Raw genomic sequence first — 25,210 nt, forward strand, 5'->3', positions numbered from 1 at the left:
CCCACCGTGCACGAGCGTCGGCAGCGGCGCGCCGTGTCCGCCGGCGGCCGCCGCCTCCGTCGCGTCGTCGCGGTCCAGCAACAGCAGCCGCCCGTGCCACGGCGCCAGTCCGCGGATCACGGTGCGGGCGACCTCGGGGTCGTGGGTGACCAGCGATCCGGCCAGGCTGCCCTGGCCGCGGGCGGCCAGCGCGATCGCCTCGTCCAGACCGTCGTAGGCGATCACGGTGGCCACCGGCCCGAACGGCTCGACGTCGTGCGGTTCGGCGGCATCCGGCCGGGCGCGCAGCAGCACCGGTGACATGAACGCCCCCGCCTCGGCGTCGGCGCCGAGCACCTCGACCCGGTCGGGGTCGCCGTACACGATCTCGGCATGGGCGCACAGCGCGGAGATCGCCTTGCGCACCTCTTCGCGCTGGGCGAGGCTGACCAGCGCGCCCATCCGCACGTCACCGTCGGCGGGGTTGCCGACGGTGACCGCGTCCAGCCGCACGCCGATCGCGGCGATGACCTCCTCGGCGCGCCCGGCCGGCACGATAACCCGCCGGATCGCGGTGCACTTCTGGCCGGCCTTGACTGTCATCTCGGTGACCACGCCCCGCACGAACAGGTCGAACTCCGGATCCTCGCCGGTGACATCCGGGCCGAGGATGGAGCAGTTCAGCGAGTCGGCCTCCACGCCGAGCCGCACCCCGCCGTGCACCACCGACGGGTGCTGGCGCAGGGTGGCGGCCGTGGCCGCGGAGCCGGTGAAGTCGACCGAGTCCTGCGGGCCGAGCGCGTCGAGCAGTCCGGCCGGGCTGCCACAGAGCAGCTGCAGTGTGCCCTCGGGCAGGATCTCCGACTCCACGATCCGGCGCACCGCCAGCTCGGTCAGATAGGCGCTCTGGCTGGCCGGCTTGACGATGCTCGGCAGCCCGGCGAGAAAGGCCGGCGCGAGCTTCTCCAGCATGCCCCAGACCGGGAAGTTGAAGGCATTGATCTGCACCGCGACCCCGCGGCGGGAGGCGTAGACGTGCTGGCCGAGGAAGCTGCCGCCGCGACCCAGCCGCTCCGGGCCGCCATCGAGCACGATGACGTCGTTCGGCAGCTCGCGCTTGGCCCGGGAGGCGTAGGAGAACACGGTGCCGATGCCGCCGTCGATGTCGACCATCGAGTCCCGTCTGGTGGCGCCGGTGCGGGCGGAGAGCCGGTAGAGCTCCTCCCGGTGATCGCTCAGCCGGGTGCCCAGCTCCTTGAGCAGCCCGGCCCGCTGGTGGAAGGTCAGCCGACGTACGGCGGGCCCGCCGACCGTGCGCGCATAGTCGACCATGGCCGCCCGGTCCAGCCCGGTCGCCGAGATGCGCGCGACCTCCTCACCGGTGGCCGCGTCGAGCAGCGGCGTGCCCTCGTCGGCGGCGCGGAACCACGATCCGGCGGCATAGCTCTCCAGCAGGTGACTCACGACTCCGGCTCCTACGTTGCGTGACGGGGGATCAGAGTGCAGACTATTCCTGACCGTTCGGTCTGTAAATGCCGGAGATCGCGGAGGACATCATGACGACTGCGCAGGCTGCCGAGGCCGAGCTGGAGGCGCACTTCGAGGCGATCCTCGCCCGGCACGACCGGATCGAGCCCCGGGACTGGATGCCGCAGCGTTACCGGCGCACGGTCATCCGCCAGGTCGCGCAGCACGCTCACTCGGAGATCATCGGGATGCAGCCGGAGGGCAACTGGATCACCCGCGCGCCGTCGTTGCGCCGCAAGGCGATCCTGCTGGCCAAGGTGCAGGACGAAGCCGGACACGGGCTCTACCTCTACTCCGCCTGCGAGACCCTCGGGGTCTCCCGGGCCGAGCTGACCGACAGGCTCATCGAGGGCAAGCAGAAGTACTCCTCGATCTTCAACTACCCGACGCTCTCCTACGCCGACGTCGGCACCATCGGCTGGCTGGTCGACGGCGCCGCGATCTGCAACCAGGTGCCGCTGTGCCGGACGTCGTACGGCCCCTACGGCCGCGCGATGATCCGGATCTGCAAGGAGGAGTCCTTCCATCAGCGCCAGGGCTACGAGCTGTTGTCCACGATGATGCGCGGCACGCCGGAGCAGCAGGCGATGGTGCAGGAGTCGGTGGACCGGTTCTGGTGGCCGGCGCTGATGATGTTCGGACCGCCGGACGACGCCTCCCCGAACACCGCCCAGTCGATGGCCTGGGGGATCAAGCGGGACACCAACGACGAGCTGCGGCAGAAGTTCGTGGACATGACGGTCCCGCAGGCCGAGGCGCTCGGCGTACGGTTGCCCGACCCCGGCCTGACCTGGAACGACGACCGCAAGCACTACGACTTCTCCGAGCCGGACTGGGCGGAGTTCACCGCGGTCGTCCAGGGCTCCGGCCCGTGCAACGCACAGCGGATCGCGCATCGGCGGCGAGCCCACGAGGACGGTGCCTGGGTGCGCGCGGCCGCCACCGCCTTCGCCGGTCGAGCAGCGAGCGCCAGCGAGGGTGTCGAGACCGAGGAGGCCCGATGACTCACCTCGAGGCCGAGTGGCCGCTCTATGAGGTCTTCGTGCGTGGCAAGCGCGGCCTCAACCACGTCCACGTCGGCTCGCTGCACGCCGCCGACGACCAGATGGCGGTGCGGCATGCCCGTGACGTCTACACCCGCCGCAACGAGGGCGTGAGCATCTGGGTGGTCAGGTCCGCCGACATCACCGCCTCCAGCCCCGACGAGAAGGACCCACTGTTCGCCCCCGCCGGGGACAAGGTCTACCGGCATCCGACCTTCTACGACATCCCGGCCGACGTGCCGCACATGTGACCCCCCGACGTCGGCGAGAAAGGTGGTGCCAGAGCTCATGAGCCACGTGGAGGACAAGGACCTCGACCACGAGTCCGTGTACGACGGGCTGCTCGGCGGGGACGCGTCGCAGTGGGCGTTCGGGGAGAGCTTCGAGGACCCGCTGGCCGGCGTCGACACCACCATCCCCGAGGGCGTCGACCCGGCCGCGCTCGCCGCCTACTGCCTGATGCTCGGCGACGACGCCCTGGTCTACTCCCACCGCCTGTCCCAGTGGTGCAGCAACGCCCCGGATCTGGAGGAGGACATCGCGCTCGCCAACATCGCGCTCGACCTGCTCGGCCAGGCCCGGCTGCTGCTGGCCCGCGCGGCCGCGGCCGACCCGGGCGTCGTCCCCGCCCTGCCGGAGGGATCCCCGGTGCCGCCGGAGGACGCGTTGGCGTTCTTCCGTGCCGAGCCGGCGTTCCGCAACACCCGCTTCGTGGAGCCCGACAACGGCGACTTCGCGGTCACCATCGTCCGGCTGCTCACCTTCGCCACCTTCCGGCTCGCGGTGCTGCAGCGGCTCGTCGAGAGCCGCGACCCGGTCCTGGCCGCGATCGCGGCCAAGGGGGTCAAGGAGGTCACCTACCACCGCGACTACGCCGCCCGCTGGTTCCTCACCCTCGCCCAGGGCACCGCGGAGTCGCGGCGCCGGCTCGAGGCGGCGCTGCCGGTGGTCGACTCCTACCGCGGCGATCTCTTCCGCGGACACGAGGTCGAGCGTGCACTCGCCGCCCGGCAGGTCGGCGTCGACCCGGCCGAGGTGGAGGCCGAGGTCGGAGTGCTGTTGGCCCAGGTCTGCTCGGTCAGCGACATCGACCGCCCCGAGGTCCCCTCGGCCGGACCGGCCGGTGGCGGCGACGGCCGCAGCGGCCGGCACACCGAGGCGCTCGGTCATCTGCTCGCCGAGATGCAGTCGGTCGCCCGGGCACATCCGATGGGTCGGTGGTGACGGTGTCCGCCACGACGGCCGGCGCCGCCGCGTTCCGTCCGCTCACCCTCGCCGACGTACGCCGAGTGGCCGAGTCGGTCACCGATCCCGAGATGCCGATGCTGACTCTGGCCGACCTCGGCGTGCTGCGTGAGGTCGAGCTGGCCGGGTCCGGCGCGGTCAGAGTCACCCTGACCCCGACGTACTCCGGTTGCCCGGCGATGGCCACCATGCGCGACGATCTGGTCCGGGTGCTCACCGAGGCGGGCGTCGCCGAGGTCGAGGTCAGGGTCAGCCTGCACCCCGCGTGGAGCAGCGACTGGATCACCGAGCACGGTCGCGCACGGCTGCGCGCGCACGGCATCTCCGCTCCCGCCCCGGTCCGCCCTCACGCCGGGCCGATCCCGCTCAGCCTGCTGCCCACCCGGCGCGAGCTCGTCTGTCCGCGCTGCGGCTCGGCCCGCACCGAGCTGACCTCGGAGTTCGGCGCCACCGCGTGCAAGGCGCTCTACCGATGCCTGGCCTGCGGCGAGCCGTTCGACCACGTCAAGGAGATCTGATGACGCTGACCGCCGACGCACCCGCGCATCGCCCGGTCGGTGCGCCGATCGAGGACACCGCTGCCGCTCGGCGCGCCTTCTACCGGCTTCGGGTGGCGGCCGTCGAGTCGCTGACCGAGGACGCGGTCGCGGTCACCTTCGAGGTGCCCGACGAGCTGGCGCTGCTCTTCGACTTCGCCGCCGGTCAGTCGCTCACGCTGCGCCGGATCGTCGACGGGGTCGAGCACCGTCGCTCCTACTCCATCTGCGCACCCGCCGGCGCCCGCCCGCGGGTGGGGGTCCGCGAGCTCCCCGGGGGCGGACTGTTCTCCACCTGGCTCACCCGCGAGGTGCGGGTCGGCGACCTGGTCGAGGTGCAGCCACCGACCGGCAGCTTCGCCGTCGATCCGACCGCCGCCGGACGGCACCTGTGCATCGCGGCCGGCTCCGGGATCACCCCGATGCTCGCCATCGCCAGCACCGTGCTGCGCAACCCGGGCGCCGAGGTGACCCTGCTCTACGGCAACCGCACGACCTCCTCGGTGATGTTCGTCGAGGAGCTCGCCGACCTGAAGAACGCGCACGGTCCCGGTCTCAACCTGGTGCACGTGCTCTCCCGCGAGCCGCGCGATGTGGAGCTCTTCTCCGGACGCCTGGACGCCGACCGGCTGCGCCGGCTGCTGCCGACGATGGTGTCGCTGGCGGCGGTCGACCATGTCTGGCTGTGCGGTCCGCTGGGCATGGTCCGCGATGCCCGCGACGTGCTCGCCGAGCTCGGGGTGCCCGGCGAGCGGGTGCACGCCGAGCTCTTCTACGTCGACGAGCCGCCACCACCGGTGCACCACGCCGACGCGGCGCTCGAGGGCGAGGTCTCCCAGGTCCGGCTGGTCCTCGACGGCCGGAGGACCGAGGCTGCGATGCCGCGCGCGAAGACGATCCTCGATGCGGCCGGGGCCGTGCGCAACGACCTGCCGTTCGCATGCAAGGGTGGGGTCTGCGGCACCTGCCGGGCCAAGGTGACCTCCGGGGAGGTCGAGATGCGACGCAACTACGCGCTCGACGCCGAGGAGGTCCGGGCCGGGTTCGTGCTGACCTGTCAGTCCTACCCCCGCAGCGACCAGGTCACCGTCGACTTTGATGCCTGAGTCGCGCCGAGCCGAGAGGAACCCGTCGGTGAGCGAGTCCCAGTCCGCGCCAGCCCAGCCCCAGTCGACCGAGCCGGGACCGACCCAGTCCCAGTCGACCCAATCCGGGCCGCTCCAGGTGGAGGAGGGCACCGACCGGGTCGTCGTACGGCTGGCGCGGCCGGAGCGTCGCAACGCCATCGACGCCGAGATGGTGGCCGCGCTGCACGAGGTGTGTGCCCGGTTGGAGCGGGATCCGGCGGTGCTGCTGCTGCGCGGCAGCGGCGGTGGGTTCGCCGCCGGCGCCGACATCGGTCAGCTGCGCGAGCGCCGCCGCGACGACGCGTTGCGCGGCATCAACTCCTCGATCTTCGACCGGATCCGGAGGCTGCCGATGCCGACCATCGCGCTGCTGGAGGGCTACGCGCTCGGCGGTGGCGCGGAGCTCGCCTACGCCTGCGACTTCCGGATCGGTACGCCGGACGTCACGATCGGCAACCCGGAGCCCGGACTCGGCATCCTGGCGGCCGCCGGGGCCACCTGGCGGCTCGCCGAGCTGGTCGGCGAACCGGTGGCCAAGGAGATCCTGCTGGCCGGCCGCACCCTGGACGCGAGCGAGGCCCACCAGCTGCGGCTGCTCAACGAGGTGGTCGAGGCGGACGACCTGGAGGCGACCGGCCAGCGCTGGGCGGACCGGATCACCCGGCAGGCCCCGCTCGCCGTGCGGCTGACCAAGACCGTCTTTCACGCCCCGCGCGAGGCCCACCCGACCATCGACGACCTGGCACAGGCGGTGCTGTTCGAGACCGAGGAGAAGCACCGGCGGATGACCGCGTTCCTGGAACGGAAGAAGAGGTGAGCGACCCGGTCGGCGCATCGGGGCGCAGCGCCGAGGAGGTGGCCCGGCTCAGCACCGAGTCCATGCTGGCCGCCGATGCCGCGACCCGGATGCTCGGCATCGAGTTGCGCGAGGTCGGGCCCGGTCTCGCCGTGGCCGCGATGACGGTACGCGCGGACATGCTCAACGGCTGGCAGAGCGTGCACGGCGGCCTGATCGCCTCGCTGGCCGACACCGCGTTCGCGGTGGCCTGCAACTCCCGCGGCCAGGTCACGGTGGCCTCGGGCTTCGACGTCGACTTCATCGAGCCGGCCCGGCTGGGCGACGTCTTGGTGGCCACCGCGACCGAGACCGCGCTGCGCGGCCGGTCGGGCATCTACGACATCCGGGTGACCCGGGAGTCCGACGGCACCACCATCGCCGAGTTCCGTGGCCGGAGCCGATCGGTGGGCACGATCAATCCGGCGGTCGGGTGAGACGCCGGCGGACACGCTAGCGCGCCCGAAGCCCCTCGAAGGCCATCGCCGCCACCGCGTCGGCCACCGTCGCGGCGTCGACCGGACCACCCGCGCGATACCACTCGACCAGCGAGTTGACCATGCCGAAGAGCAGCCGACTGGCCAGCGCCGGCGGCAGGTCGTCCCGGACGGCGCCCTCGGCGACGGCCGCGGCGACCAGGTCGGCGAGCTTCTCGTCCAGGGCGCGCCGGCGCTCGAGAGCGGCCACCTCGACCGGGCTGTTCCCGCGCACCCGGAGCAGCAGCGTCACCGCCGGCTGATGCCGGATCAGGATCTCCACCGACTGGTGCACCGCCGTGCGCAGCCGGTCGTACGCCGAGCCGTCGGTCTGCTCGAGGGCCGCGTTGAGCGCCGCGGTCAGCCCGTCGAGCGCCTCGTCGAGAGCGGCCGCGAGCAGTTCCTCCTTGCTGGAGACGTGGTGGTAGATGGCCGACTTGGTCAGACCGAGCTCGGCGGCGATGTCGCCGACGCTGGTGCCGTCGTACCCCTGCCGGTTGAAGAGGTCGATCGCCCGGCGCAGCACCGTCTCCTGGTCATAACCGGGTCGGCCGCGCCGCGCGGGCGTGAGGGCGGGCTCGGTCATGCGCGCGATTCTCCCACGGGCGCGGGTTTGCGCCGGACCGGCCGGCGAGGCAAGGTAGTTAGCGAAAGTAAACGTCGGCTGGGAGGAGACACGCGGTGGCCGAGACGGCGATCCGAACCGAGGGACGATCTCCTGGCCACGACGCACCGAGCCCGCACTACAAGTGGATAGCGCTGTCGAACACCACGCTCGGCGTGCTGATGGCGACGATCAACTCCTCCATCCTGCTGATCGCGCTGCCCGACATCTTCCGCGGGATCGGTGTCGACCCGCTCGCGGCGGGGAACACCAGCCTGCTGCTCTGGCTCATCATGGGATACCTGGTGGTGACCGCGGTGCTGGTGGTCGGGCTCGGCCGGATGGGCGACATGTTCGGCCGGGTCAAGATGTACAACGCCGGCTTCGCGATCTTCACCTTCTTCTCCATCATGCTGGCGATCACCTGGATGCACGGCACCGCCGGTGCGCTGTGGCTGATCGCGATGCGGATCTTCCAGGGCGTCGGGGGAGCGATGCTGATGGCGAACTCCTCGGCGATCATCACCGACGCGTTCCCGCGCGACCAGCGCGGGCTCGGCCTGGGTCTCAACCAGGTCGCCGGCATCGCCGGCTCCTTCATCGGGTTGGTCGTCGGTGGCCTGCTGGCTCCGGTGGAGTGGCACCTGGTCTTCGTGGTCTCGGTGCCGATCGGCCTGTTCGGCACGGTGTGGGCCTACCTGCGACTGCAGATGAGCGGCGTACGGCGGCACGCCCGGATGGACTGGTGGGGGAACGCGACGTTCGCGGTCGGGCTGATCTCGCTGCTGGTCGGGATCACCTACGGCATCCAGCCGTACGGCGACCACACCATGGGCTGGACGAACCCGTGGGTGCTGACCGCGCTGATCGGCGGGGTCGTCGTGCTGGCGATCTTCTGCGTGGTGGAGACCAGGGTCGCCGAGCCGATGTTCCACATCGACCTGTTCAAGATCCGGGCGTTCACCTTCGGCAACCTGGCCAGCCTGCTCGGCTCGCTGGGCAGGGGTGGGCTGATGTTCGTGCTGATCATCTGGCTGCAGGGGATCTGGCTGCCGCAGCACGGCTACAGCTTCTCCAAGACCCCGCTGTGGGCGGGAATCTACATGCTTCCGCTGACCATCGGCTTCCTGGTCGCCGGGCCGGTCTCGGGCTGGCTCTCGGATCGGTTCGGCGCCCGGCTGTTCGCCACCGGTGGGATGGTGGTGGCGGCGCTCAGCTTCGTGTGGCTGCTGGAGATGCCGGTCGACTTCCGCTACTGGGAGTTCGCCGTCGCACTGCTGCTCAACGGCATCGGGATGGGCCTGTTCGCCTCGCCCAACCGGGCCGGGATCATGAACAGCCTGCCGGCCGCGCAGCGTGGCGTGGGCGCCGGGATGACCACCACGTTCCAGAACTCCGCGATGGTGCTCTCCATCGGCATCTTCTTCTCCCTGATGATCGCCGGGCTGGCCTCCTCCCTGCCGCACAATCTGAGCGCCGGGCTGGTCGCCCAGGGCGTCTCGGCCCACCAGGCGGCCACGATCGCCGACCTGCCGCCGGTCGCGATCCTGTTCGCGTCGATGCTGGGCTACAACCCGGTGCAGACCCTGCTCGGCGATCACACCCTGCATCAGCTCACCGCCGCCCAGCAGCACTACCTGACCGGTCGCACGTTCTTCCCCGAGGTCATCTCCGGCCCGTTCGCCGACGGTCTGACGGTGGCCTTCGGCTTCGCGATCGCGGCCTGCCTGGTGGCGGCGCTCGCCTCGGCGCTGCGCGGTGGGAAGTACGTGCACCTCGACGACTGACGGGCCTCGGGAGACGGGCGGCGGCTCAGCCGAGCCCCGGCTGGCCCGGGCTGTCGCGTGATCGCCGAGGTCGCGGGTGGCGATCCTTCCAAATAAACAGGAATCCTGACAATATGGTGGCGTGACCCAGCGCAGCGTGCCCGAGCTCTCCTTCGCCTTCGAGGCGCTCGTCGACCTCGACCCGACCCTGCACGTGGGCCAGTCCGGTGGCGGCGGGGTGGCCTTCACCCCCATCACCGGTGGCACCGTGCGTGGTCCGCGACTCAACGGAACGGTCCTCGGCGGGGGTGGTGACTGGTCGGTGACTCGGTCCGACGACGTCACCGAGCTCGACGCCCGGTATCTGGTCAGGGCGGAGGACGGTGCCGTCATCGACATCCTCAACCGCGGGTTCTGGGTCGCCAGCCCCGAGGTCGAGGCCGAGCTGGAGGCGGGACGAGAGGTCGACCCGAGCCGGTACTACTACCGCACCCAGCCGGTCTTCCGCACCGACGCCCCCGCGCACGCCTGGCTGACGCGCACCGTCTTCGTCGGCCTCGCCCACGACGGCGGCCCCGATCGGGTCCGGATCGAGTTCTTCGCGCTGGGGTGACGCGGTGGCGTGCGCCGGCGGATCACGCCGGGCGTGCTCACAGCCGGGCGAGCGCGAGATCGAGCACCGGCTGGCTGAAGGCCACGATCCGGGCCTCGCGTACGCCGCTCGGGGTGGCGCCGAGCGTCTCGACCGCCACCCGCACGGCGTCGTCGAGCGGCCAGCCGTACACGCCGGCGCTGACCAGCGGGAAGGCCACCGTCGTGGCACCGAGCTCGTCGGCGACCTCGAGACAGCGCCGGTAGCAGGAGGTCAGCAGCGCGCGGTCGTCCTGGCCGGCGGCGTAGTTGGGCCCGACGGTGTGGATCACCCATCGGGCCGGGAGCCGTCCCGCGGTGGTCCAGCCGGCGTCCCCGGTCGCGAGGCCGTGCGGGAAGCGCGCCACACAGTCGGCCAGCACCGCCGGACCGCCGGCGCGATGGATGGCACCGTCGACCCCGCCACCTCCGCGCATCCGGTTGTTCGCCGCGTTGACCACCGCGTCGACCCGTTGGGTGGTGATGTCGCCGAGCGCGGCGGTGACCTCGGTCATGACGCGACGAGCATCGGTGGCAGCTGCTCGGTCAGCCCGGTCCGAGCGGTCCAGGCCTGCCCGAGCTCGAGGACCGACACCTCCCCGCGATGCGGTCCGATCACCTGCAGCCCGATCGGGAGACCGTGCGCGAACCCGGCCGGTAGGGCGAGGGTGGGGGAGTTGATGAGCGTGCCGATGGTGGTCACCTCCATCCACCGATGGTAGGAGGACATCTCGACCCCGGCGACGTGCCGTGGCCAGGTCACCGTCGCGTCGAACGGCATGACCTGCGCGGTCGGCAGCACCACGTAGTCGACGGTGGTGAACAGGTCCCGGAACGCCTCGTAGAGCGCGCCACGCTTCGCGGCATTGCGATGGATGTCGATGGCGCTGATCGGGCCGCCGTCCACCCCGCCGGCCAGTCCCTGATACTCGTAGACGGCCTCGGGCTTGAGATGGTGCTCGAGGCCGAGGTCGTAGACGGTCTTGATGCTCATCCCGGCCAGCCAGTGCCGGTAGGTGAGCCAGGTCGGCCACAGGTCCGCGTTGCCGGCGAAGCCGTCGGTGACGGGCAGCCCGTCCAGGGCGGTCACGCTCATCCCCAGCTCCTCGAAGTGCGCCAGCGCCGTCGTGGTCACCCGTCGTACATCGTCCTCCATCGGCAGGTAGCCACCCAGATCGCCGAGCCAGGCGACCCGCCGGCCACGCAGATCGGGACGGAGCCCGAACCCGGTCAGCTCCGCGGGGTCGTCGGTCAGCGAGGGCGGCGAGCCGGCGCAGTGCCCGGACATGGTGCGCAGCAACAGCGCCAGGTCGAGTGCCGTGCGTGCGATCGGGCCGATCACGCCGCCCTGGTCGAGGGCCAGGTCGCCGGGACCGTCCGGGATCCGCCCCCAGGAGGGGCGCAGGCCGAGCACGTTGTTCCAGCCAGGCGGGTTGCGGAGCGAGCCCATGAAGTCGCTGCCGTCGGCGACCGGGAGCATCCGCAGCGCCACGGCCACCGCCGCCCCGCCGCTGCTGCCGCCGGCCGTCCTGGTCGGATCCCAGGCGTTGCCGGTCACGCCGAAGACCTCGTTGTAGGTCTGTGAGCCCAGGCCGAGCTCCGGGGTGTTGGTCTTGCCGATGAAGATCGCACCGGCGGCGCGGATCCGGGCCACGAACAGCGAGTCGCGGCTGGCGTCGGGCCATCCCCAGGAGGGCCGGACGAAGCCCGCCGAGGTCGGCATCCCGGTGACGTCGGCAAGATCCTTGACCGCCTGCGGGAAGCCGTGCATCCAGCCCTGGTAGTGGCCGGCCTCGAGCAGCCGATCCTTCTGCGCGGCCTCGGCCAGCAGGACGTCCCTCGGTCGCAGGCCGACGATGGCGTTGACTCGTGGGTTGATCCGGTCGATCTGATCGAGGTAGGCCGCCATCACCTCGGTGCAGCTGACCACCCGCGTCCGGATCGCCATCGACAGCGTGGCGGCGTCCCAGCGCACGATCTCGCGCGGGTCGTCGGGTCGGCGTACCTCGGCGGGCCAGGGAACCTCCGTCCACCCGGGATCGTGCGAGTCGTCGCTGAGGGCTGACATGGCGTCCTTCGATGCTGATCACAGCGGTCGGGAGAGGGGAGCGGGCAGGAGCGGCGTCGGTCGACCCGCCGGTGGCGGACCCGCGGACGGCGCCCTGACGGCATGTTACGGCGCCATCAAATTTTGTTTGTCAGTATTGACAATAAACCGGGCAGCGGCGAGTGTTCTCGGCACCCGACGGTGATCCGGCTCTCGACGGACCCGGACGGGCGAGGAAGCAATCCAGCGCACGAAGGGCATCCAGTTGAACCCACGAGCACGCGTCATGCTGACCGCGACGATCGCCGTCCTCGGGCTCGTCGTCACCGCCTGTGGCGGTGGCTCCGGCGGAGGAGCCGCGGCGTCGTTCTCGCCGACCGTCGCCACCACGGCACCGAGCGGCTCCAAGGCGGTCGACACCATCACCTGGAACCTTCCGAGTGGCGAGCCGTCCTCGCTCGACCCGGCGATGTCGGCGCTCGAGTCGGTCTCGACGGTGGTCGCGAACATGTGCGAGCCGCTGATGCGGTGGGGCGATGACTATCAGCAGGAGCCCGGGTTGGCGACGTCGGTCGACCATCCGAACCGCACCACCTGGGTCTTCCATCTGCGCACGGGGGTGAAGTTCTGGAACGGCACCACCATGACGGCGGCCGACGTGGTCTACAGCCTGAAGCGCATCCTCGACCCGGCGACCGCCTCCTCCTGGGCGGGCTGGGCCCCCGAGGGGGCGACCGTGAAGGCGACCGGGGGTGACACCGTCACCGTCACCGTGCCGCACTACGGCTCGGCGATGGAGAGCTACTTCGCGACCCCCGCCTTCACCATCGTGAGCAAGGCCTATGCCCAGAAGGAGGGCAAGGCCTTCGGCACCGCGCAGGGCGGCGTGATGTGCACGGGCCCCTACCAGCTCGCCTCCTGGAAGTCGGGGCAGTCCATCACCCTCAAGGCCAACCCGAACTACTGGGATACCGCGGACGAGCCAGCGGTCAAGACCGCGAAGTTCACCTTCGTCACCGACCAGTCGGCCCAAATCGCCGGCTTGCAGAGCGGTGACATCGATGGCCAGTTCACCGTGCCGGTCAGCGCCTACAGCCAGCTGCAGAAGGCGGGCGGCCACCTGCTGTTCGCCAACAGTCTGGCGCCGACCTTCCTCTCCGTGCTCGACTCGAGCGGCGCTCTGGGCGACCCGAAGATCCGGCAGGCGCTGCAGAAGACCGTGGACTACCAGGGCATCGTCGATGCCGTCTATCACGGCGCCGCCACCCCGCTGCGCGCTCTCGTGCCGCCGGCCGCCTGGGGCTACGCCGAGGGCGTCTACCAGGCCGGGTACGACGCTCTGCCCGAGCCCAGCCAGGACCTGGCGGCGGCCGCCGCGCTGGTCAAGAGGTCGTCGCGGGCCTCGGAGAAGATCGTGCTCGCCTACACCAGCGCCTCGACCGAGGAGACCAAGGCCGCCACCGCGATCGCCGACTCAGCCACTTCGATCGGCCTCGACGTGGAGCTCAAGCCGCTGACCGCCGAGGAGTTCGGCGCGCTGTTCTCCTCGGCACAGGCCCGCAAGGGGATCGACCTGATGCTGGTCAGCGGCTACCTGGACTTCCCCGACCCGGTCACCTACTACCAGTACTTCACCGCCGGCTCGTTCTACAACTTCAACGGCTACAGCAACAAGAGATACACCGCGCTCATCAACGCGGCCCTGTCCGAGCCGGACGAGGACGCGAAGGCCGCCGACGTGGTCAAGGCGCAGGCGATCATGGCGAAGGACCTGATCAACATCCCGATCCTCACCCAATACGTCTCGGTCTACTACGGCAAGGATCTGGGAGGCTACCTGCCGAGCCAGGACTACCTGTACAGCCCGTGGCTGGCTCAGCTCGGCGGGGCCTGATCGTGGCCGCTGGCCAGCGCGTGGTCGATGATCCGGCTCGCGGTCGCCTTCATCGCCAGCCAGCGTGTCTCCGGGAAGCCGAGGTCACACAGGCTGGACGTGCCGAAGGAGAGCGCGACGATCGCGAAGCCGGCCTCCTCGGCCTCGGCAACGCTCAGGCGGGGGTTCACCGAGCGCAAGTGCGTGGCGATCTGCGCCTCGAGCTCGTGATAGGTCCGCTCGATGCGCCGGCGCAGGACCGGGTGTCTGGTGGAGCCGTCGATCAGCGCCTCGATGGCAAGGTCCTCGGGCTTGCGCTCCATCTCGGGGCCGAAGAGGAAGTCGATCACCTGGGCCGTGCGCACCGCCGGATCCTCGTCGTCCAGTGCCTCGGTGAGCTTGATCGAGTACGGCGTCAGCATGTGGTCCCAGACCGCACTGATGACCGCCTCCCGGTTGCCCAGATAGTGCCGGATGTGCGAACGGGAGAAGCCGGACTCGCGTGCGATCACCTCCTGGGTGGAGGCCGCCAGGCCGTGCTTGGCGATACAGCGGGTGATCGCCGCCAGCATCTGCTCGCGCCTCGGCTCGGCCAGGCTCGGTCGCCCCACGGTGCGCTCCTGTCGGTCGGGAGAGGTGCCCATAGATTGTCATCTTTGAAAAACAAAAGCCAGGACCGACGGTGGTCCGACTCCCCAGAGAGGTTAGATCGATGAGTCCCGGTCCCAACACCACCGCGCCGAGCCCGGTTCCGGCCAGCGCGACCCAGGTGATGGTCGCGATGCGCGACGGTGTCCGCCTCGCCACCGATCTCTACCTGCCGTCCGGCGACCTCGCCGCGACACCGGTGGCGGCGGTCCTGGTCCGGCTGCCCTACGACAAGAACAGCCGCTACGTCTTCATGGAGCAGGTCGCGCATCGCGTGACGGCGCGCGGCTACGCGTTCGTGGTCCAGGACGTGCGCGGCAAGTACCGCTCCGAGGGGGAGCCGCTCGGACCGCTCAACGAGGTCGACGACGGCTACGACACCATCGACTGGGTCCACCGGCAGGAATGGTGCAACGGCCGGGTCGGCATGTTCGGCGACTCCTACTACGGGTTCACCCAATGGGCGGCGCTGAGCGCGCAGCATCCGGCGCTGCGGGCGATGGTGCCGCGAGTCACCAGCGCCGAGATCCCACGGTTCAGCCAGGTCCGCAACGGCAGCGTGACCGACGTACCGTGGTTGCAGTTCGCCGCCTACATCGCGCAGTGCTGGACCGGTGCCTACATGCAGGAGGGCGAGCTCGACTGGGAGCGGACACCGCTCACCGAGGTCTTCGAGACGTTCTTCGCCGAGGCGGAGGAGCGCTCGCTGTGGTACGACCTGATGATCCCGCGCACGCTGCCGGTGCCGGTCTACCACGAGGGGCACCCGTTCGACGCACGTCCGGTGCCGACGCTGCACTGCGTCGGCTGGTTCGACAACTGCGCCACGCTGTCGATGCGGGACTACCTCCGGCTGGTGGCGACACCCGCGGCGGCGCCGTACCAGCATCTCCACGTCGACTCGGCCGACCACGAGAACTACCGCCTGACGGACGTCCCGATCGGCCCCGCCACCGACCACGACAGCGACGACGAGGCGCTGCAGCGGATGCTCGACGGCTACATCGGCCCGGCCCTCGACTTCTACGACGTCTACCTCGCCCAGGGCACGGCTCCCGAGGGAGCGTCCGAGGTGCCGCGGGTGCGCTGGCACCTCGGACACGCCGAGTGGCGCACCGCGAGCCGGTGGCCGCCACCGGGCAGCGAGCCGCGTGAGCTCTACCTGGGATCGCTCGGGCAGGTGCCGGACAGGGCCGGGACGCTGGCCTGGCGGACCCCGGGCGCGCCCGAGGAGTGCGCCTGGTCCTACGACCCCGACGATCTGACCCGCTCGAGTGTCGAGAACTCCTTCGCCTTCATCTACGAGTACCCCGACGAGGCGCCGGTCGCCGAGCGCCCCGACGTCCTGGTCTTCGCCGGACCGGTGCAGACCGAGCCGCTCGATCTCGCCGGTCCCGTCGACCTCTACCTGCGGGTCTCCTCGACCGCGCCCACCACCGACGTCTACGCGAAGCTCTGCGACGTCGAGCCGGACGGCTCGGTGCACCAGATCGTGCGTGGCCAGGGCGTGCTCACCTCACCGGGTCCGGACGAGGAGGCCCGCATCGAGCTGGGACACACCGGCTACCGGCTGCGACCCGGTCACCGGCTGCAGCTCCACCTCGCCAGCAGCGACTACCCCGAGTTCCCGCCGAACTCCGGCACCACCGAGAACCGTTGGACGGCCCGCACCCGAGTCGGCAGCCGGCAATGGCTGCACTCCGATCCGGACCGACCGCCGCGGCTGGTGCTGAGCGTGCTGCCGGACGGCGCCGGGGAGTGGACGGCATCGTGCTAGCCGCCTCGCTGCGCAAAGTCGCCACCGCGCTGCTCACCCTGCTGATCTCGTCGTTCATCATCTTCGCCGCCATGCGTCTCGTCCCGGGCGACCCGGTACTGGCCCTCTCCGCGGGCCGCCGGCTCTCCGCGGTGCAGCTCGCCGCGCTGCGCCACGAGTACGGGCTCGACCAGCCCTTCCTGACCAGCTACCTGCACTGGCTGGGCGGGGTGCTCCACCTCGACTTCGGCACCTCGCTGGTCTACCAGTCCAGCGTCGGGTCGTTGATCGGGAGCCGGTTGGCGGTCTCCGGGCTGCTGATCGTCTACGCCGCCGTCCTGACGATCGTGGTCGGCTTCGGTGCCGCGATCCTCGGCGTCGCCCGCGGTGGAGCGATCGACCAGGCGGTCGTCTACCTCAGCGGACTCGCCACCGCCACTCCGCCGTTCCTCTCCGCGATCGTGCTCCTCTCGGTCTTCTCGGTCAGCCTGGGCTGGTTCCCCGCCCTCGGCGCCGGCCAGGGGTTCGGCGACCGCCTCTATCACTTCACCCTGCCGGCGGTGGCGCTGGCCTTCTCCTCCGTCGGAGTGCTGGCCCGACTGGGTCGGGCCAGCTTCGCCGAGCAGCAGGAGCGCGAGCACGTCGAGGTCGCTCGCAGTCGCGGTGTGCCGGCCGGTCGGGTGCTCCGTCGACATGTGGTCAGGCCCGCGCTGGGGACCGTGCTGACGCTGGTCGCGCTCCTGTTCGCGAGCCTGTTCGTCGGCACCGCGGTGGTCGAGACGGCCTTCGGGCTGGACGGCGTCGGCTCGCTGCTGGTCACCTCGGTCTCGCGGCGTGACATGCCGGTGGTGCAGGCCATCGCGCTCTTCGGCGTCACGCTGTTCGTGGTGACCAGCACCCTCGTCGAGCTGGTGTTGCCGCTGATCGATCCGCGGCTGAAGGCGACGGCGGTGCACGCATGACGACGATGCCGATGCTGTTCGGCCGGCGGCGGATCCGCCGGCTCAGCGCCAGCAACACCGTCGCAGCGCTCGCGGGCGGCTTCCTCGGCCTGGTGGTGGTCGTGGCGATCTTCGCTCCGGCGGTGGCACCACACTCGCCGTACGCCACCTCGCTGCTCGATGCGCTGCAGCCTCCGGGCTCCGCCGGTCACCTGCTCGGCACCGACTCCACCGGCCGCGACACCCTCTCCCGCCTGCTCTACGGCGCCCGGCTGAGCCTGATCGCGCCGCTCGGCGTCGTGCTGCTCTCCGCCGTCGCGGGCGTCGTCCTCGGGTTGGTGGCGGCGCGCCGCGGCGGCTGGGCCGACGTGCTCATCTCGCGCGGCATGGACATCGTCTTCGCCTTCCCCAGCCTGCTGCTGGCGATGCTCGCGGTGGCGGTCTTCGGCGACGGGCTCACCGCGCCGATCTGTTCGCTGGCGATCGCCTATACGCCGTTCCTGGGGCGGATCGTGCGCAGCGTGGCGCTGCAGGAGGCGGCGCGACCCTACGTCGGCAGCTATCAGGTGATGGGGTTCTCCGGCTGGTACGTCACCTTCCGCCGGATCCTGCCCAACCTGATGCCGGTGGTGCTCGCCCAGAGTGCGCTCGCCTTCGGCTACGCACTGATGGACCTCGCCTCGCTCTCCTACCTCGGTCTCGGCGTCCAGCCACCCCAGGCGGATTGGGGAACCATGATCAACCAGAGTCAGAGCGATCTGCTCCAGGGCAGTCCGTGGAGCGCGCTCATCCCCGGCCTCGCGATCCTGCTCACGGTCGTCGCCGTCACCGTGATCGGCGAGCGACTGAGCAGCGACTTGGCCCGACGCGACGGAGCACGCCGATGACCACCACCCGGCAGGAGAGGACCAGACCCATGTCGCACAGGGCTGCGCAGGAGTCGGGAGCGGTCGTCGAGGAGTCGCCGTCCACCGCACTCCGGATCGACCGGCTGAGCATGTCGGTACGCCGCGAAGGGGAGGACCGGCCGCTGCTCGCGGAGGTGTCGTTGCAGGTCAGCGCGGGTGAGACGGTCGGGCTGGTGGGGGAGTCGGGCTCGGGCAAGTCGCTGACCTCCCGCGCGGCCCTCGGGCTCTTCCCGCGGCGCGCTCGGATCGGTGGACAGGTGCGGGTCCGGGACCAGGAGGTGATCGGCGCGTCGCGGCGCGAGATCGTGCGTGTGCGCCGGCAGCTGGCGGCGATGGTGTTCCAGGACCCCCGGGCCTCGGTCAACCCGGTCTGCCGCATCGGCGACTTCGTCACCGAGGGCGTCCGCGCCTCGGGGAGGTCGCGCGCGCAGAGCGCCGCCCGGGCGATCGAGCTGCTGGCCGAGGTCGGCATCCGCGACCCGGAGCGGGCGCTGCGCGCCTACCCGCACGAGTTCTCCGGCGGGATGCTGCAGCGGGTGATGATCGCGGCGGCGTTGATGGGCGATCCGGCCCTGTTGCTCGCCGACGAGGCCACCACCGCGCTCGACGTCACCACCCAGGCCGAGGTGATGGGGCTGTTGCGCCGGATGCAGCGAAGCCACGGGGCGGGGACCCTGCTGGTCACCCACGATCTGGACCTGGCGGCGGCCACCTGCGACCGCATCTATGTCATGTACGCCGGCCGGATCGTCGAGTCTGCGACCAGCTCCGACCTGTTCGCGAGTCCCCGGCATCCCTACACCCGGGCCCTGCTCTCCTCCAGTCCGTCGGTACGCGGTCCCAAGCGTGAGCTACGGCCGATCGCCGGGCGCCCGCTCGCGCTGGTGGACGCACCGCCGGGATGCGCCTTCCGGGATCGCTGCCCCGACGCCATCGACCGGTGTGGCGACTCGGTTCCCCGGCTGCGTGAGGTCGGAGCATCCCGGACCGCCTGCGTGCGGGCCGGCGGAGAGGAGACGGCATGAAGGGCACCGCACCAGGTCCTGCCTCGGGTCCTGCCTCGGGTCCTGCCTCGCGTCCGGAGCCGGTCCTTCGCGCGGTCGGGCTCAGCAAGACCTTCGGCCAGACCACCGCCGTGGCCGACCTCGGCTTCGACCTGGCCCGCGGCGAGTCACTCGGCATCGTCGGGGAGTCGGGCTCGGGGAAGTCGACGACCGCCCGCATGCTCGTCGGACTGGAGCGGCCGGACACCGGTGCGGTCGAGTTCCCGGGCGTCGTACCGGAGGGAGGCCGGCCGGGCGGGAGGCTCACCGGTCGTCAGCGCGCCCGCGCCATCCAGATGATCTTCCAGGACCCCTACCAGTCCTTCGACCCACGGGTGCGGATCGGCGACGCCATCGCCGAGCCACTCCGGTTGCACACCACGATGTCGCGCCGCGCGCGGCTGGCGAAGGTCGCGGCCCTGCTCGACCAGGTCGGCCTCACCGGCAGGCAGGGCCGGGCGCTACCGCGGGAGCTCTCCGGCGGCCAGCGCCAGCGGGCGGCCATCGCCCGGGCACTCGGCATCGAACCGTCGATCCTGGTGCTGGACGAGGCGGTGGCCGCGCTCGACGTCTCGATCCAGGCCCAGGTGATCGCCCTGCTCAACGAGATCCGGACCGAGACCGGCGTCGCGTTCGTCTTCGTCAGCCACGACCTCGGGGTGGTCCGCTATCTCACCGACCGCGTGCTGGTGATGCGGGCCGGCCGGGTCGTCGACTCCGGTGAGACCGAAGCGCTGCTGGCGCGGCCGCGTCATCCCTACACCCGACTGCTGCTGGACTCGGTCCCGGTGCCCGGGTGGGATCTCGACCGGCTCGCCCGCGACCGGCGCGACCTCGCGGCGCTCGCCGAGTCCTGACCGTCATCCGCGCACCCTGCGCGCCAACCCCATGCGTCCCGTCCCCGGGGAGCCCTCTCGTCCCAGGATGGCGTCGACGCGAATGAAGGACACCATGAAGTTCACCAAGATCGGTCCCGCTCCTGTGCCCGAGGACGCGATCGCCTGCCAGATCCCGATGCGTGACGGCGTCCTGCTGGCCGCCGACCGCTACCACCCCGACGGCGCCGGACCCCGTCCGGTCGTCCTGGTCCGGCTCCCGTACGACAAGAACGGCAGCTACTGCTTCCTGCCGGAGATCGCGCGCTATCTGGTCGGCCACGACTACGCGGTGGTGGTCCAGGACGTGCGCGGCAAGTATCGGTCACAGGGCGCCACCGAGTTCGGCGTGCACGAGGTCGCCGACGGGTACGACACGATCGACTGGATCGCCCGGCAGCCGTGGTGCGACGGCGACGTGGTGATGTGGGGCGACTCCTACTTCGGGATGACCCAGATCGCCGCAGCGGCCTCGGGCCATCCGGCCCTGCGGGCCATCTGTCCGCGGGTCACCGGGAGCCAGCTCTCCACCGTCCTCGCCCTCTCGGCGACCACCAGCGACGTCGACCAGATCAGCCGGCGCGGCTACTTCGCCACCCACTACGTCGACCGGGACCGCTACGAGTGGCCGATCGACGTCGACGCCCGCCCGCTCGCGGACACCTTCGAGGAGTTCTTCGCCGCCCTCGGGAGGCGCTCGGTCGACTACGACCTCGACCTGGTCGCGCCGTCGACGCGCCGCCCGCTCACCGTCGCCGAACTGGTCGCGGCCACCCCCCTGCCGGCGCTGTACACCATCGGCTGGTACGACAACTGTGCGATGTGGTCCTGGCACGACGTCGACCGACTTCTGGCCGATCCCGGCTGGTCGCAGACGCTGCACCTGCGGATGGAGGCGATCGACCACGACAACTACCGGTTCGTGGACCGGCCGATCGACCCGTCCGACCACCTCGACGTCTCCGCCGCGGCCCGGCAGCGGCTGCTGCCCCGGCTGCTCGAGCCGGCGCTCGCCTTCTACGACCACTGCCTGGGCAGGTCGGCGGTGCCCGTCCCGAAGGTCACCTTCGAGGTCTGCCACGGTCGGTGGCACACCGCCGAGTCCTGGCCACCACCGGAGGCCGAGACCACCACCCTGTACGCCGCCGGCGCGGACGCCGCGGGGACCCGGACCCGGACCGGACGACTCCAACCGCGGCCGGCCGAGACCTCACCGGCGGCCCTCGCCTGGTCCTCGGACGGTGTCGACCTGGTGCCCTCGCTCGCGCTCGACCCGTTCTCGCTGCTCACCCAGCTCGACGACGTGGCGCCGGTGAGCGAACGCCCGGACGTCGCGACACTCGACTCGGCGCCGCTGACCGAGGACCTGACCCTCGCCGGGCCGGTCCGCCTGACCGGAGCCCTCGGCTCCGACCGGGCCAGCACCGATCTGTTCGCCCGGCTCCTCGACCTCGACCCCGACGGACACGCGACCCTGGTCACCCGCGGCCAGGTGCGCTTCACCGGCCTGGCGGGCGAGACGGCGTTCCGGCTCGAGCTGCTGCCGACGGCGTACCGGATCCGGGCGGGGCACCGGTTGCGGTTGCACCTGGCGAGCACCGACTTCCCCGAGTTCACCTTCAACACCGGCGACGGCACCGACTGCTGGTTCGCGAAGCGGGCCGCCGTCACCGAGACCACCCTGAACCTCGGCGGGCCGGACGGGCTCAGACTCAGCCTCACCGTCCTGCCCACCGTGGGGTCGGGTGGGGCGATGACGACCGGTCATCGCGCCACGTCCTCGCCTCGTCTGGGGCAATCGTCTGAAGCAAAGGTCGGATGAGCACATGACCATCGAAGAATCCACCAGAGTCGCCTTCCTCGGCGGCCGGGTCTGGACGCCGGGCTACCAGCGCTCGCGCGCGCTCGACGTCCTGGTGCACGGAGACCGGATCGTCCAGGTCGCGGCCGCCGGCGGGCTCGATGTCACCGGGGCCGAGAAGCACGACCTGGGTGGCAGGCTGCTCGTCCCCGGATTCCAGGACGCCCACATCCACCTGGGCACCGGCGGAGTCGATCTGATGACCTGCGACCTCGCCGGGCTGGAGACTCCGGAGCAGGTCGATGCCGCGATCCTCGAGTACGCCGCCCGGAACCCGGACCTGCCCTGGATCATCGGCGGAGGCTGGAACCGGGAGGTCTTTCCCTATCCCGAGGGCCCTTCGCGCCGCCGTCTCGACGAGCTCGTCGGTGGCCGGCCGGCGTTCCTCTCACCGTTCGACCGGCACGGGGCCTGGGTCAGCTCGGCGGCGTTCGAGGCGGCCGGAGTCGACGAGACGACCCCGGACCCGCCGGGCGGCTTCTTCCGTCGCGACGCCAGCGGTCAGCTCAGCGGGATGGTCGAGGAGGCGGCCACCGGCGTCATCGCGGCGGCGATGCCCCAGACCTCGACCGAGGACCGGATGGCCGCCATCCTGACCGCGCAGGAGTATGTGCTCGCTCTCGGGATCACCTCGGTGCAGGATGCCCTGGTCGGCACCGGACTCGGGCTCGCCGATCACCATGCCGCCTATGGCGAGCTGCTCCGCGGCGATGACCTGCGCCTGCGGCTGACGACCGCCCTGTGGTGGGATCCACAGCGAGGTCCGGAGCAGATCGACGAGCTCCGGGCCAGGCGAGCCGCGCTGGAGCAGATCGCCGGGGCCGATCGCGTCGTCGCGGACACGGTGAAGGTCATGGTCGACGGTGCGGGGGTCCTCTTCATGGACGCGGCGCAGATCCGCGAGGCCACCGTCGCTCTCGACGGCGCCGGCTTCACGCTCCACTATCACTCCTACGGGGATGCGACGACGCGGTGGATCCTCGATGCGATCGAGGCCGCCATCGCGGCGAACGGCCCCGGCACGCGCCGCCACCACATCGCTCACCTCTTCGTCGTCGCCGAGGAGGAGTTCCCGCGGTTCGCCGAGCTCGGCGTCACCGCGAACGTGCAGGGTTTCTGGATGGGCACGGAGGTCCCGCACGAGCACATGGGCCAGTCGACGAGCACCGATCATGGCGAGCGCCTCGAATATCCGATCGGACGCCTGGTCGCGGCCGGCGCGCGTCTGGCCGGCGGAAGCGACTGGCCGGTCACGACCCCCGATCCGCTGCTCTGCATCCGTACCGCGACCGGCGACGTCGATGACCCGCGGTTCCGCAAGGCGATCGGCGAGCTCGACGTTCTCGATCCGCTCACGATGCTCACGGCGTACACGGCCGGCTCCGCGTTCGTCAACGGTCGCGAGCACACCACCGGCAGGATCGCCGCGGGATACCTCGCCGACTTCGCCGTCCTGGATCGCGACGTCCTGGAGGGCGAGGAGGCCCTGCGTGCGGCCTCGGTGTCCGAGACGTGGGTGGGCGGGCGGTGCGTCTTCGCGCGCACCTAGCGCTTAGCTAGCGCTGTCCGGGACCGCGCGGTCCGGACCGGCCGGGCCCACCCGTCGGCGTACCACCGGAGACATCGCAGGGCTCGCAGGGTGTTCCACCGGCCCGGCCGGCCATCGGTCTCCATGGTGAGGTAGGCCAGTCCGGGGTGGGTGTTCTCGGCGAGCCACGCGTCCTCGACCACCTCGCCGGTGGAGGCTCGCCGCATCAGCCGGCGGGAGAGCCGGTACTCCTCGCCGCCCGCCAGCGCCGGGACGACATCGAGGGACCCGCCGGCGCGCTGGTATTCCGCCAGGCCCTCCAGCCGGATCCGAGCCCAGCAGCCAAGCCGTCGGCTCGGTGGATCGTGTCGCTCGCTCCATCGCAGCTCTCCCGACCCCACGCTAGGCCCATCCGGACCGGAGGGATCCGCGACGGAGCTCACTGCGAGTAGCCGTAGCACTCCTCGAGGGTGTCGAGATCGTAGAAGTAGGACCCCGGCGCGACCGGTGCGCAGCCGGCCTTGAACCGGGTCTGCCTCTCGTTGTAGAGCATCCGCACCAGGTAGCGGTCGCCGGAGCGATACAGGTCCCACTGGATGTTCGCCGCCATCGGAGCCACCCGCGCGCCGCGGAAGTCGTTGTCGGCGTAGCGGTACGGCGAATCGGTGCTCACCTGCTCGGTCGAGCCCGGCAGCCCGAGCAGGGTCGCCAGCGGCATGATCTCCTCGGCGTGGGTGAACCGCAGATCGGCAGCGGCGTCGCTGGTCCCGTCCCGCTGCGCCTCCAGGTCGGCGAACATGTCGTCCAGCAGCGGCTGCGCCATCGCATAGGTGACGTCGGACCCGGCGAAGGCCGGTCCGTTCTCGTAGAAGGACTCGACGTCGTCGAGGTAGCCGAACCAGGCCGCCTGGGCATGCGTCAGGTAGCCGGCGGCCGCGAGCTTCCCGGGGACGTCGGCGGCGTTCTGGTACAGCGCGTAGAACGACTGGGCCGCCGCCACCTCGTCGTCGGCGCCGGCGTCGGCCAGGTCGCCGGCGACGATGCGGTCGACGAACGCGGCGGTGAAGAACCGCGTCAGCACCGCGCGGGCCACCCGGTGGGTGCGCGGCGCGTCCAGGGCGGCGTCCTCGGCCTCGCCGATCCGGGAGTCGTTCTCGAGGTAGTCCTGGTAGGCGGTGTCGGTCTTGTGGAAGTAGAGCAGGGTGTCGTCGCTGACCGTCGGCTCGATCAGGTCGCCGATCGCGGGGTCGGCGGCGGTCAGCCCGGTGGTGAACTGGGTGGCGCTGTCCAGCGTCCGGCTCTGCGAGGAGGCGCTCACCTCGATCGGACGCTCCCGGGAGACCGCGTCGGCGAAGACGGACGGCAGCCGTCGCACCAGGCGCTGCGCGGTCCGACGCAGCTCCCGGTCGCCGATCGGGCTCAGCTCGCCGTACCCGTACCTCTCGTTGACCGCCAGTTGGGCCGTGACCTGGGAGGAGAGTCGTCGTCCCGGTGCGGTCAGCGCGCCCTGGTCCTCGGCCGCCTGCACCAAGGCCAGCACGACGTCGCCGTCGTCGGCGTCCGACATGGTGCGGCTGCCGTGTCGCGAGACGTTCTCGGTGAAGACGGGCGTGAAGCCCCTCGGCGCCCGCTGGTAGGAGTCGAGGTCTCCTCGCGGCCGGTACGGCGTCTTGGTGGTCAGCGAGTCGTCCGGCCGGGAGCGGGCACCGGGGTGAGCGGCGGGGTGAGCGGCGGGATGGGCGCTGGGACGGGCGTCGGCCGGTGAGCCGAGCAGGGGTACGGCGACCGTGGCGGCGACCGTGGCGGTGAGGGCGGCGGTCAAGGTCGCGACGAGGACGGCGGGGGCGCGGTGACGACGCGACGTCATGGCGATCATGGCGCCATCCCAGCGCGCCGGAGCGCCCGGTGAGCATCGCCACGGTGGCCGAGAGGTGAAGAAGCTGTGCCGCCGCGGCACCGATG

At 71.2% G+C, this 25,210-nt stretch carries 24 protein-coding genes; 17 read left to right on the forward strand and 7 right to left on the reverse strand.

What is annotated here, in order from left to right; all coding sequences use genetic code 11:
* Positions 1-1,443 (reverse strand): phenylacetic acid degradation bifunctional protein PaaZ (gene paaZ / locus QM638_RS09825; protein WP_415141785.1); only part of this gene is annotated, 1,443 nt, incomplete at its 3' end.
* 92 nt (positions 1,444-1,535) lie between these two features.
* Between paaZ and paaA the strand changes: the two genes are divergently transcribed.
* From paaA to paaI, 7 genes are read left to right on the forward strand one after another with little or no spacing between them, the layout of a single operon-like run.
* Positions 1,536-2,510 carry a 1,2-phenylacetyl-CoA epoxidase subunit PaaA gene (gene paaA, locus QM638_RS09830; protein WP_415141786.1) on the forward strand — a complete coding sequence of 325 codons (975 nt, stop codon included), beginning with the start codon at positions 1,536-1,538 and terminating at the stop codon, positions 2,508-2,510.
* A complete protein-coding gene (gene paaB, locus QM638_RS09835; protein WP_415141787.1) occupies positions 2,507-2,800 on the forward strand; it encodes a 1,2-phenylacetyl-CoA epoxidase subunit PaaB in 294 nt (97 codons plus the stop codon). The genes paaA and paaB overlap by 4 nt, the downstream gene beginning before the upstream one ends.
* Before the next feature lie 37 nt (positions 2,801-2,837).
* Positions 2,838-3,773, forward strand: a complete 936-nt coding sequence (paaC, locus tag QM638_RS09840) for a 1,2-phenylacetyl-CoA epoxidase subunit PaaC (RefSeq protein WP_415141788.1) — start codon at positions 2,838-2,840, stop codon at positions 3,771-3,773.
* A 2-nt stretch (positions 3,774-3,775) separates the two neighbouring features.
* On the forward strand, positions 3,776-4,312 hold the full coding sequence (gene paaD, locus QM638_RS09845; RefSeq protein WP_415141789.1) for a 1,2-phenylacetyl-CoA epoxidase subunit PaaD: 537 nt from the start codon (positions 3,776-3,778) through the stop codon (positions 4,310-4,312).
* On the forward strand, positions 4,312-5,436 hold the full coding sequence (gene paaE, locus QM638_RS09850) for a 1,2-phenylacetyl-CoA epoxidase subunit PaaE (RefSeq protein WP_415141790.1): 1,125 nt from the start codon (positions 4,312-4,314) through the stop codon (positions 5,434-5,436). Before paaD ends, paaE begins: the two co-directional genes overlap by 1 nt.
* A gap of 28 nt (positions 5,437-5,464) precedes the next feature.
* A complete protein-coding gene (locus QM638_RS09855) occupies positions 5,465-6,274 on the forward strand; it encodes an enoyl-CoA hydratase/isomerase family protein (protein WP_415141791.1) in 810 nt (269 codons plus the stop codon).
* Positions 6,271-6,729: a hydroxyphenylacetyl-CoA thioesterase PaaI gene (paaI, locus tag QM638_RS09860; protein ID WP_415141792.1), complete on the forward strand. Its 459-nt coding sequence runs from the start codon at positions 6,271-6,273 to the stop codon at positions 6,727-6,729. The genes QM638_RS09855 and paaI overlap by 4 nt, the downstream gene beginning before the upstream one ends.
* Positions 6,730-6,745: 16 nt before the next feature.
* Here the strand turns inward: paaI and QM638_RS09865 are convergent, their stop codons facing one another.
* Positions 6,746-7,354 carry a TetR/AcrR family transcriptional regulator gene (locus QM638_RS09865; protein ID WP_415141793.1) on the reverse strand — a complete coding sequence of 203 codons (609 nt, stop codon included), beginning with the start codon at positions 7,352-7,354 and terminating at the stop codon, positions 6,746-6,748.
* A 95-nt stretch (positions 7,355-7,449) separates the two neighbouring features.
* Between QM638_RS09865 and QM638_RS09870 the strand changes: the two genes are divergently transcribed.
* Complete coding sequence (locus tag QM638_RS09870; RefSeq protein ID WP_415141794.1) at positions 7,450-9,159, forward strand: MFS transporter; 1,710 nt, start codon at positions 7,450-7,452, stop codon at positions 9,157-9,159.
* Between the two features lie 121 nt (positions 9,160-9,280).
* Entirely contained in the window at positions 9,281-9,751 is a 471-nt protein-coding gene (locus QM638_RS09875; protein WP_415141795.1) for a DUF3237 domain-containing protein, read from the forward strand.
* A gap of 37 nt (positions 9,752-9,788) precedes the next feature.
* Here QM638_RS09875 and QM638_RS09880 read toward each other — a convergent pair whose 3' ends face one another.
* The gene (locus QM638_RS09880; RefSeq protein ID WP_415141796.1) at positions 9,789-10,283 is read right to left on the reverse strand and encodes an O-acetyl-ADP-ribose deacetylase; all 495 of its coding nucleotides are present in this window, start codon (positions 10,281-10,283) and stop codon (positions 9,789-9,791) included.
* Complete coding sequence (locus QM638_RS09885) at positions 10,280-11,836, reverse strand: amidase (RefSeq protein ID WP_415141797.1); 1,557 nt, start codon at positions 11,834-11,836, stop codon at positions 10,280-10,282. The genes QM638_RS09880 and QM638_RS09885 overlap by 4 nt, the downstream gene beginning before the upstream one ends.
* A 265-nt stretch (positions 11,837-12,101) precedes the next feature.
* Here QM638_RS09885 and QM638_RS09890 point away from each other — a divergent pair, with 265 nt between their 5' ends.
* Positions 12,102-13,709 (forward strand): ABC transporter substrate-binding protein, encoded by a 1,608-nt coding sequence (locus QM638_RS09890; protein WP_415141798.1) that lies wholly within the window; start codon positions 12,102-12,104, stop codon positions 13,707-13,709.
* On the opposite strand, the gene QM638_RS09895 is transcribed toward QM638_RS09890, so the two are convergent.
* Complete coding sequence (locus QM638_RS09895) at positions 13,691-14,299, reverse strand: TetR/AcrR family transcriptional regulator (RefSeq protein ID WP_415141799.1); 609 nt, start codon at positions 14,297-14,299, stop codon at positions 13,691-13,693. The genes QM638_RS09890 and QM638_RS09895 overlap by 19 nt on opposite strands.
* A gap of 101 nt (positions 14,300-14,400) precedes the next feature.
* Here QM638_RS09895 and QM638_RS09900 point away from each other — a divergent pair, with 101 nt between their 5' ends.
* From QM638_RS09900 to QM638_RS09930, 7 genes are all read left to right on the forward strand, one after another.
* Positions 14,401-16,113 (forward strand): CocE/NonD family hydrolase, encoded by a 1,713-nt coding sequence (locus tag QM638_RS09900; RefSeq protein ID WP_415141800.1) that lies wholly within the window; start codon positions 14,401-14,403, stop codon positions 16,111-16,113.
* Complete coding sequence (locus QM638_RS09905; RefSeq protein WP_415141801.1) at positions 16,095-17,054, forward strand: ABC transporter permease; 960 nt, start codon at positions 16,095-16,097, stop codon at positions 17,052-17,054. Before QM638_RS09900 ends, QM638_RS09905 begins: the two co-directional genes overlap by 19 nt.
* On the forward strand, positions 17,051-17,920 hold the full coding sequence (locus tag QM638_RS09910) for an ABC transporter permease (protein WP_415141802.1): 870 nt from the start codon (positions 17,051-17,053) through the stop codon (positions 17,918-17,920). Before QM638_RS09905 ends, QM638_RS09910 begins: the two co-directional genes overlap by 4 nt.
* A gap of 29 nt (positions 17,921-17,949) precedes the next feature.
* Positions 17,950-18,966 carry an ABC transporter ATP-binding protein gene (locus tag QM638_RS09915; protein ID WP_415141803.1) on the forward strand — a complete coding sequence of 339 codons (1,017 nt, stop codon included), beginning with the start codon at positions 17,950-17,952 and terminating at the stop codon, positions 18,964-18,966.
* Complete coding sequence (locus QM638_RS09920; RefSeq protein ID WP_415141804.1) at positions 18,963-19,841, forward strand: ABC transporter ATP-binding protein; 879 nt, start codon at positions 18,963-18,965, stop codon at positions 19,839-19,841. Before QM638_RS09915 ends, QM638_RS09920 begins: the two co-directional genes overlap by 4 nt.
* A gap of 67 nt (positions 19,842-19,908) precedes the next feature.
* Complete coding sequence (locus QM638_RS09925; RefSeq protein ID WP_415141805.1) at positions 19,909-21,681, forward strand: CocE/NonD family hydrolase; 1,773 nt, start codon at positions 19,909-19,911, stop codon at positions 21,679-21,681.
* 4 nt (positions 21,682-21,685) lie between these two features.
* Positions 21,686-23,269, forward strand: coding sequence for an amidohydrolase (locus QM638_RS09930; RefSeq protein WP_415141806.1), 1,584 nt, complete (start codon positions 21,686-21,688; stop codon positions 23,267-23,269).
* Here the strand turns inward: QM638_RS09930 and QM638_RS09935 are convergent.
* On the reverse strand, positions 23,266-23,649 hold the full coding sequence (locus tag QM638_RS09935; RefSeq protein WP_415141807.1) for a hypothetical protein: 384 nt from the start codon (positions 23,647-23,649) through the stop codon (positions 23,266-23,268). The two genes, QM638_RS09930 and QM638_RS09935, sit on opposite strands and share 4 nt — an antisense overlap.
* Positions 23,650-23,687: 38 nt before the next feature.
* Positions 23,688-25,124: a histidine-type phosphatase gene (locus QM638_RS09940; protein WP_415141808.1), complete on the reverse strand. Its 1,437-nt coding sequence runs from the start codon at positions 25,122-25,124 to the stop codon at positions 23,688-23,690.
* Positions 25,125-25,210: the final 86 nt, after the last annotated feature.

The organism is Nocardioides sp. (genome assembly GCF_047606145.1).
Lineage (GTDB): Bacteria > Actinomycetota > Actinomycetes > Propionibacteriales > Nocardioidaceae > Nocardioides.

What these genes read in the sequence shown, in the direction of transcription:
- paaA (WP_415141786.1), top strand. Translation starts at nt 1,536, where the DNA reads ATGACGACTGCGCAGGCTGCCGAGGCCGAGCTGGAGGCGCACTTCGAG.
- paaB (WP_415141787.1), top strand. Translation starts at nt 2,507, where the DNA reads ATGACTCACCTCGAGGCCGAGTGGCCGCTCTATGAGGTCTTCGTGCGT.
- paaC (WP_415141788.1), top strand. Translation starts at nt 2,838, where the DNA reads ATGAGCCACGTGGAGGACAAGGACCTCGACCACGAGTCCGTGTACGAC.
- paaE (WP_415141790.1), top strand. Translation starts at nt 4,312, where the DNA reads ATGACGCTGACCGCCGACGCACCCGCGCATCGCCCGGTCGGTGCGCCG.
- QM638_RS09865 (WP_415141793.1), bottom strand. Translation starts at nt 7,354, where the DNA reads ATGACCGAGCCCGCCCTCACGCCCGCGCGGCGCGGCCGACCCGGTTAT.
- QM638_RS09880 (WP_415141796.1), bottom strand. Translation starts at nt 10,283, where the DNA reads ATGACCGAGGTCACCGCCGCGCTCGGCGACATCACCACCCAACGGGTC.
- QM638_RS09885 (WP_415141797.1), bottom strand. Translation starts at nt 11,836, where the DNA reads ATGTCAGCCCTCAGCGACGACTCGCACGATCCCGGGTGGACGGAGGTT.
- QM638_RS09890 (WP_415141798.1), top strand. Translation starts at nt 12,102, where the DNA reads ATGCTGACCGCGACGATCGCCGTCCTCGGGCTCGTCGTCACCGCCTGT.
- QM638_RS09900 (WP_415141800.1), top strand. Translation starts at nt 14,401, where the DNA reads ATGAGTCCCGGTCCCAACACCACCGCGCCGAGCCCGGTTCCGGCCAGC.
- QM638_RS09910 (WP_415141802.1), top strand. Translation starts at nt 17,051, where the DNA reads ATGACGACGATGCCGATGCTGTTCGGCCGGCGGCGGATCCGCCGGCTC.
- QM638_RS09915 (WP_415141803.1), top strand. Translation starts at nt 17,950, where the DNA reads ATGTCGCACAGGGCTGCGCAGGAGTCGGGAGCGGTCGTCGAGGAGTCG.
- QM638_RS09920 (WP_415141804.1), top strand. Translation starts at nt 18,963, where the DNA reads ATGAAGGGCACCGCACCAGGTCCTGCCTCGGGTCCTGCCTCGGGTCCT.
- QM638_RS09925 (WP_415141805.1), top strand. Translation starts at nt 19,909, where the DNA reads ATGGCGTCGACGCGAATGAAGGACACCATGAAGTTCACCAAGATCGGT.
- QM638_RS09930 (WP_415141806.1), top strand. Translation starts at nt 21,686, where the DNA reads ATGACCATCGAAGAATCCACCAGAGTCGCCTTCCTCGGCGGCCGGGTC.
- QM638_RS09940 (WP_415141808.1), bottom strand. Translation starts at nt 25,124, where the DNA reads ATGATCGCCATGACGTCGCGTCGTCACCGCGCCCCCGCCGTCCTCGTC.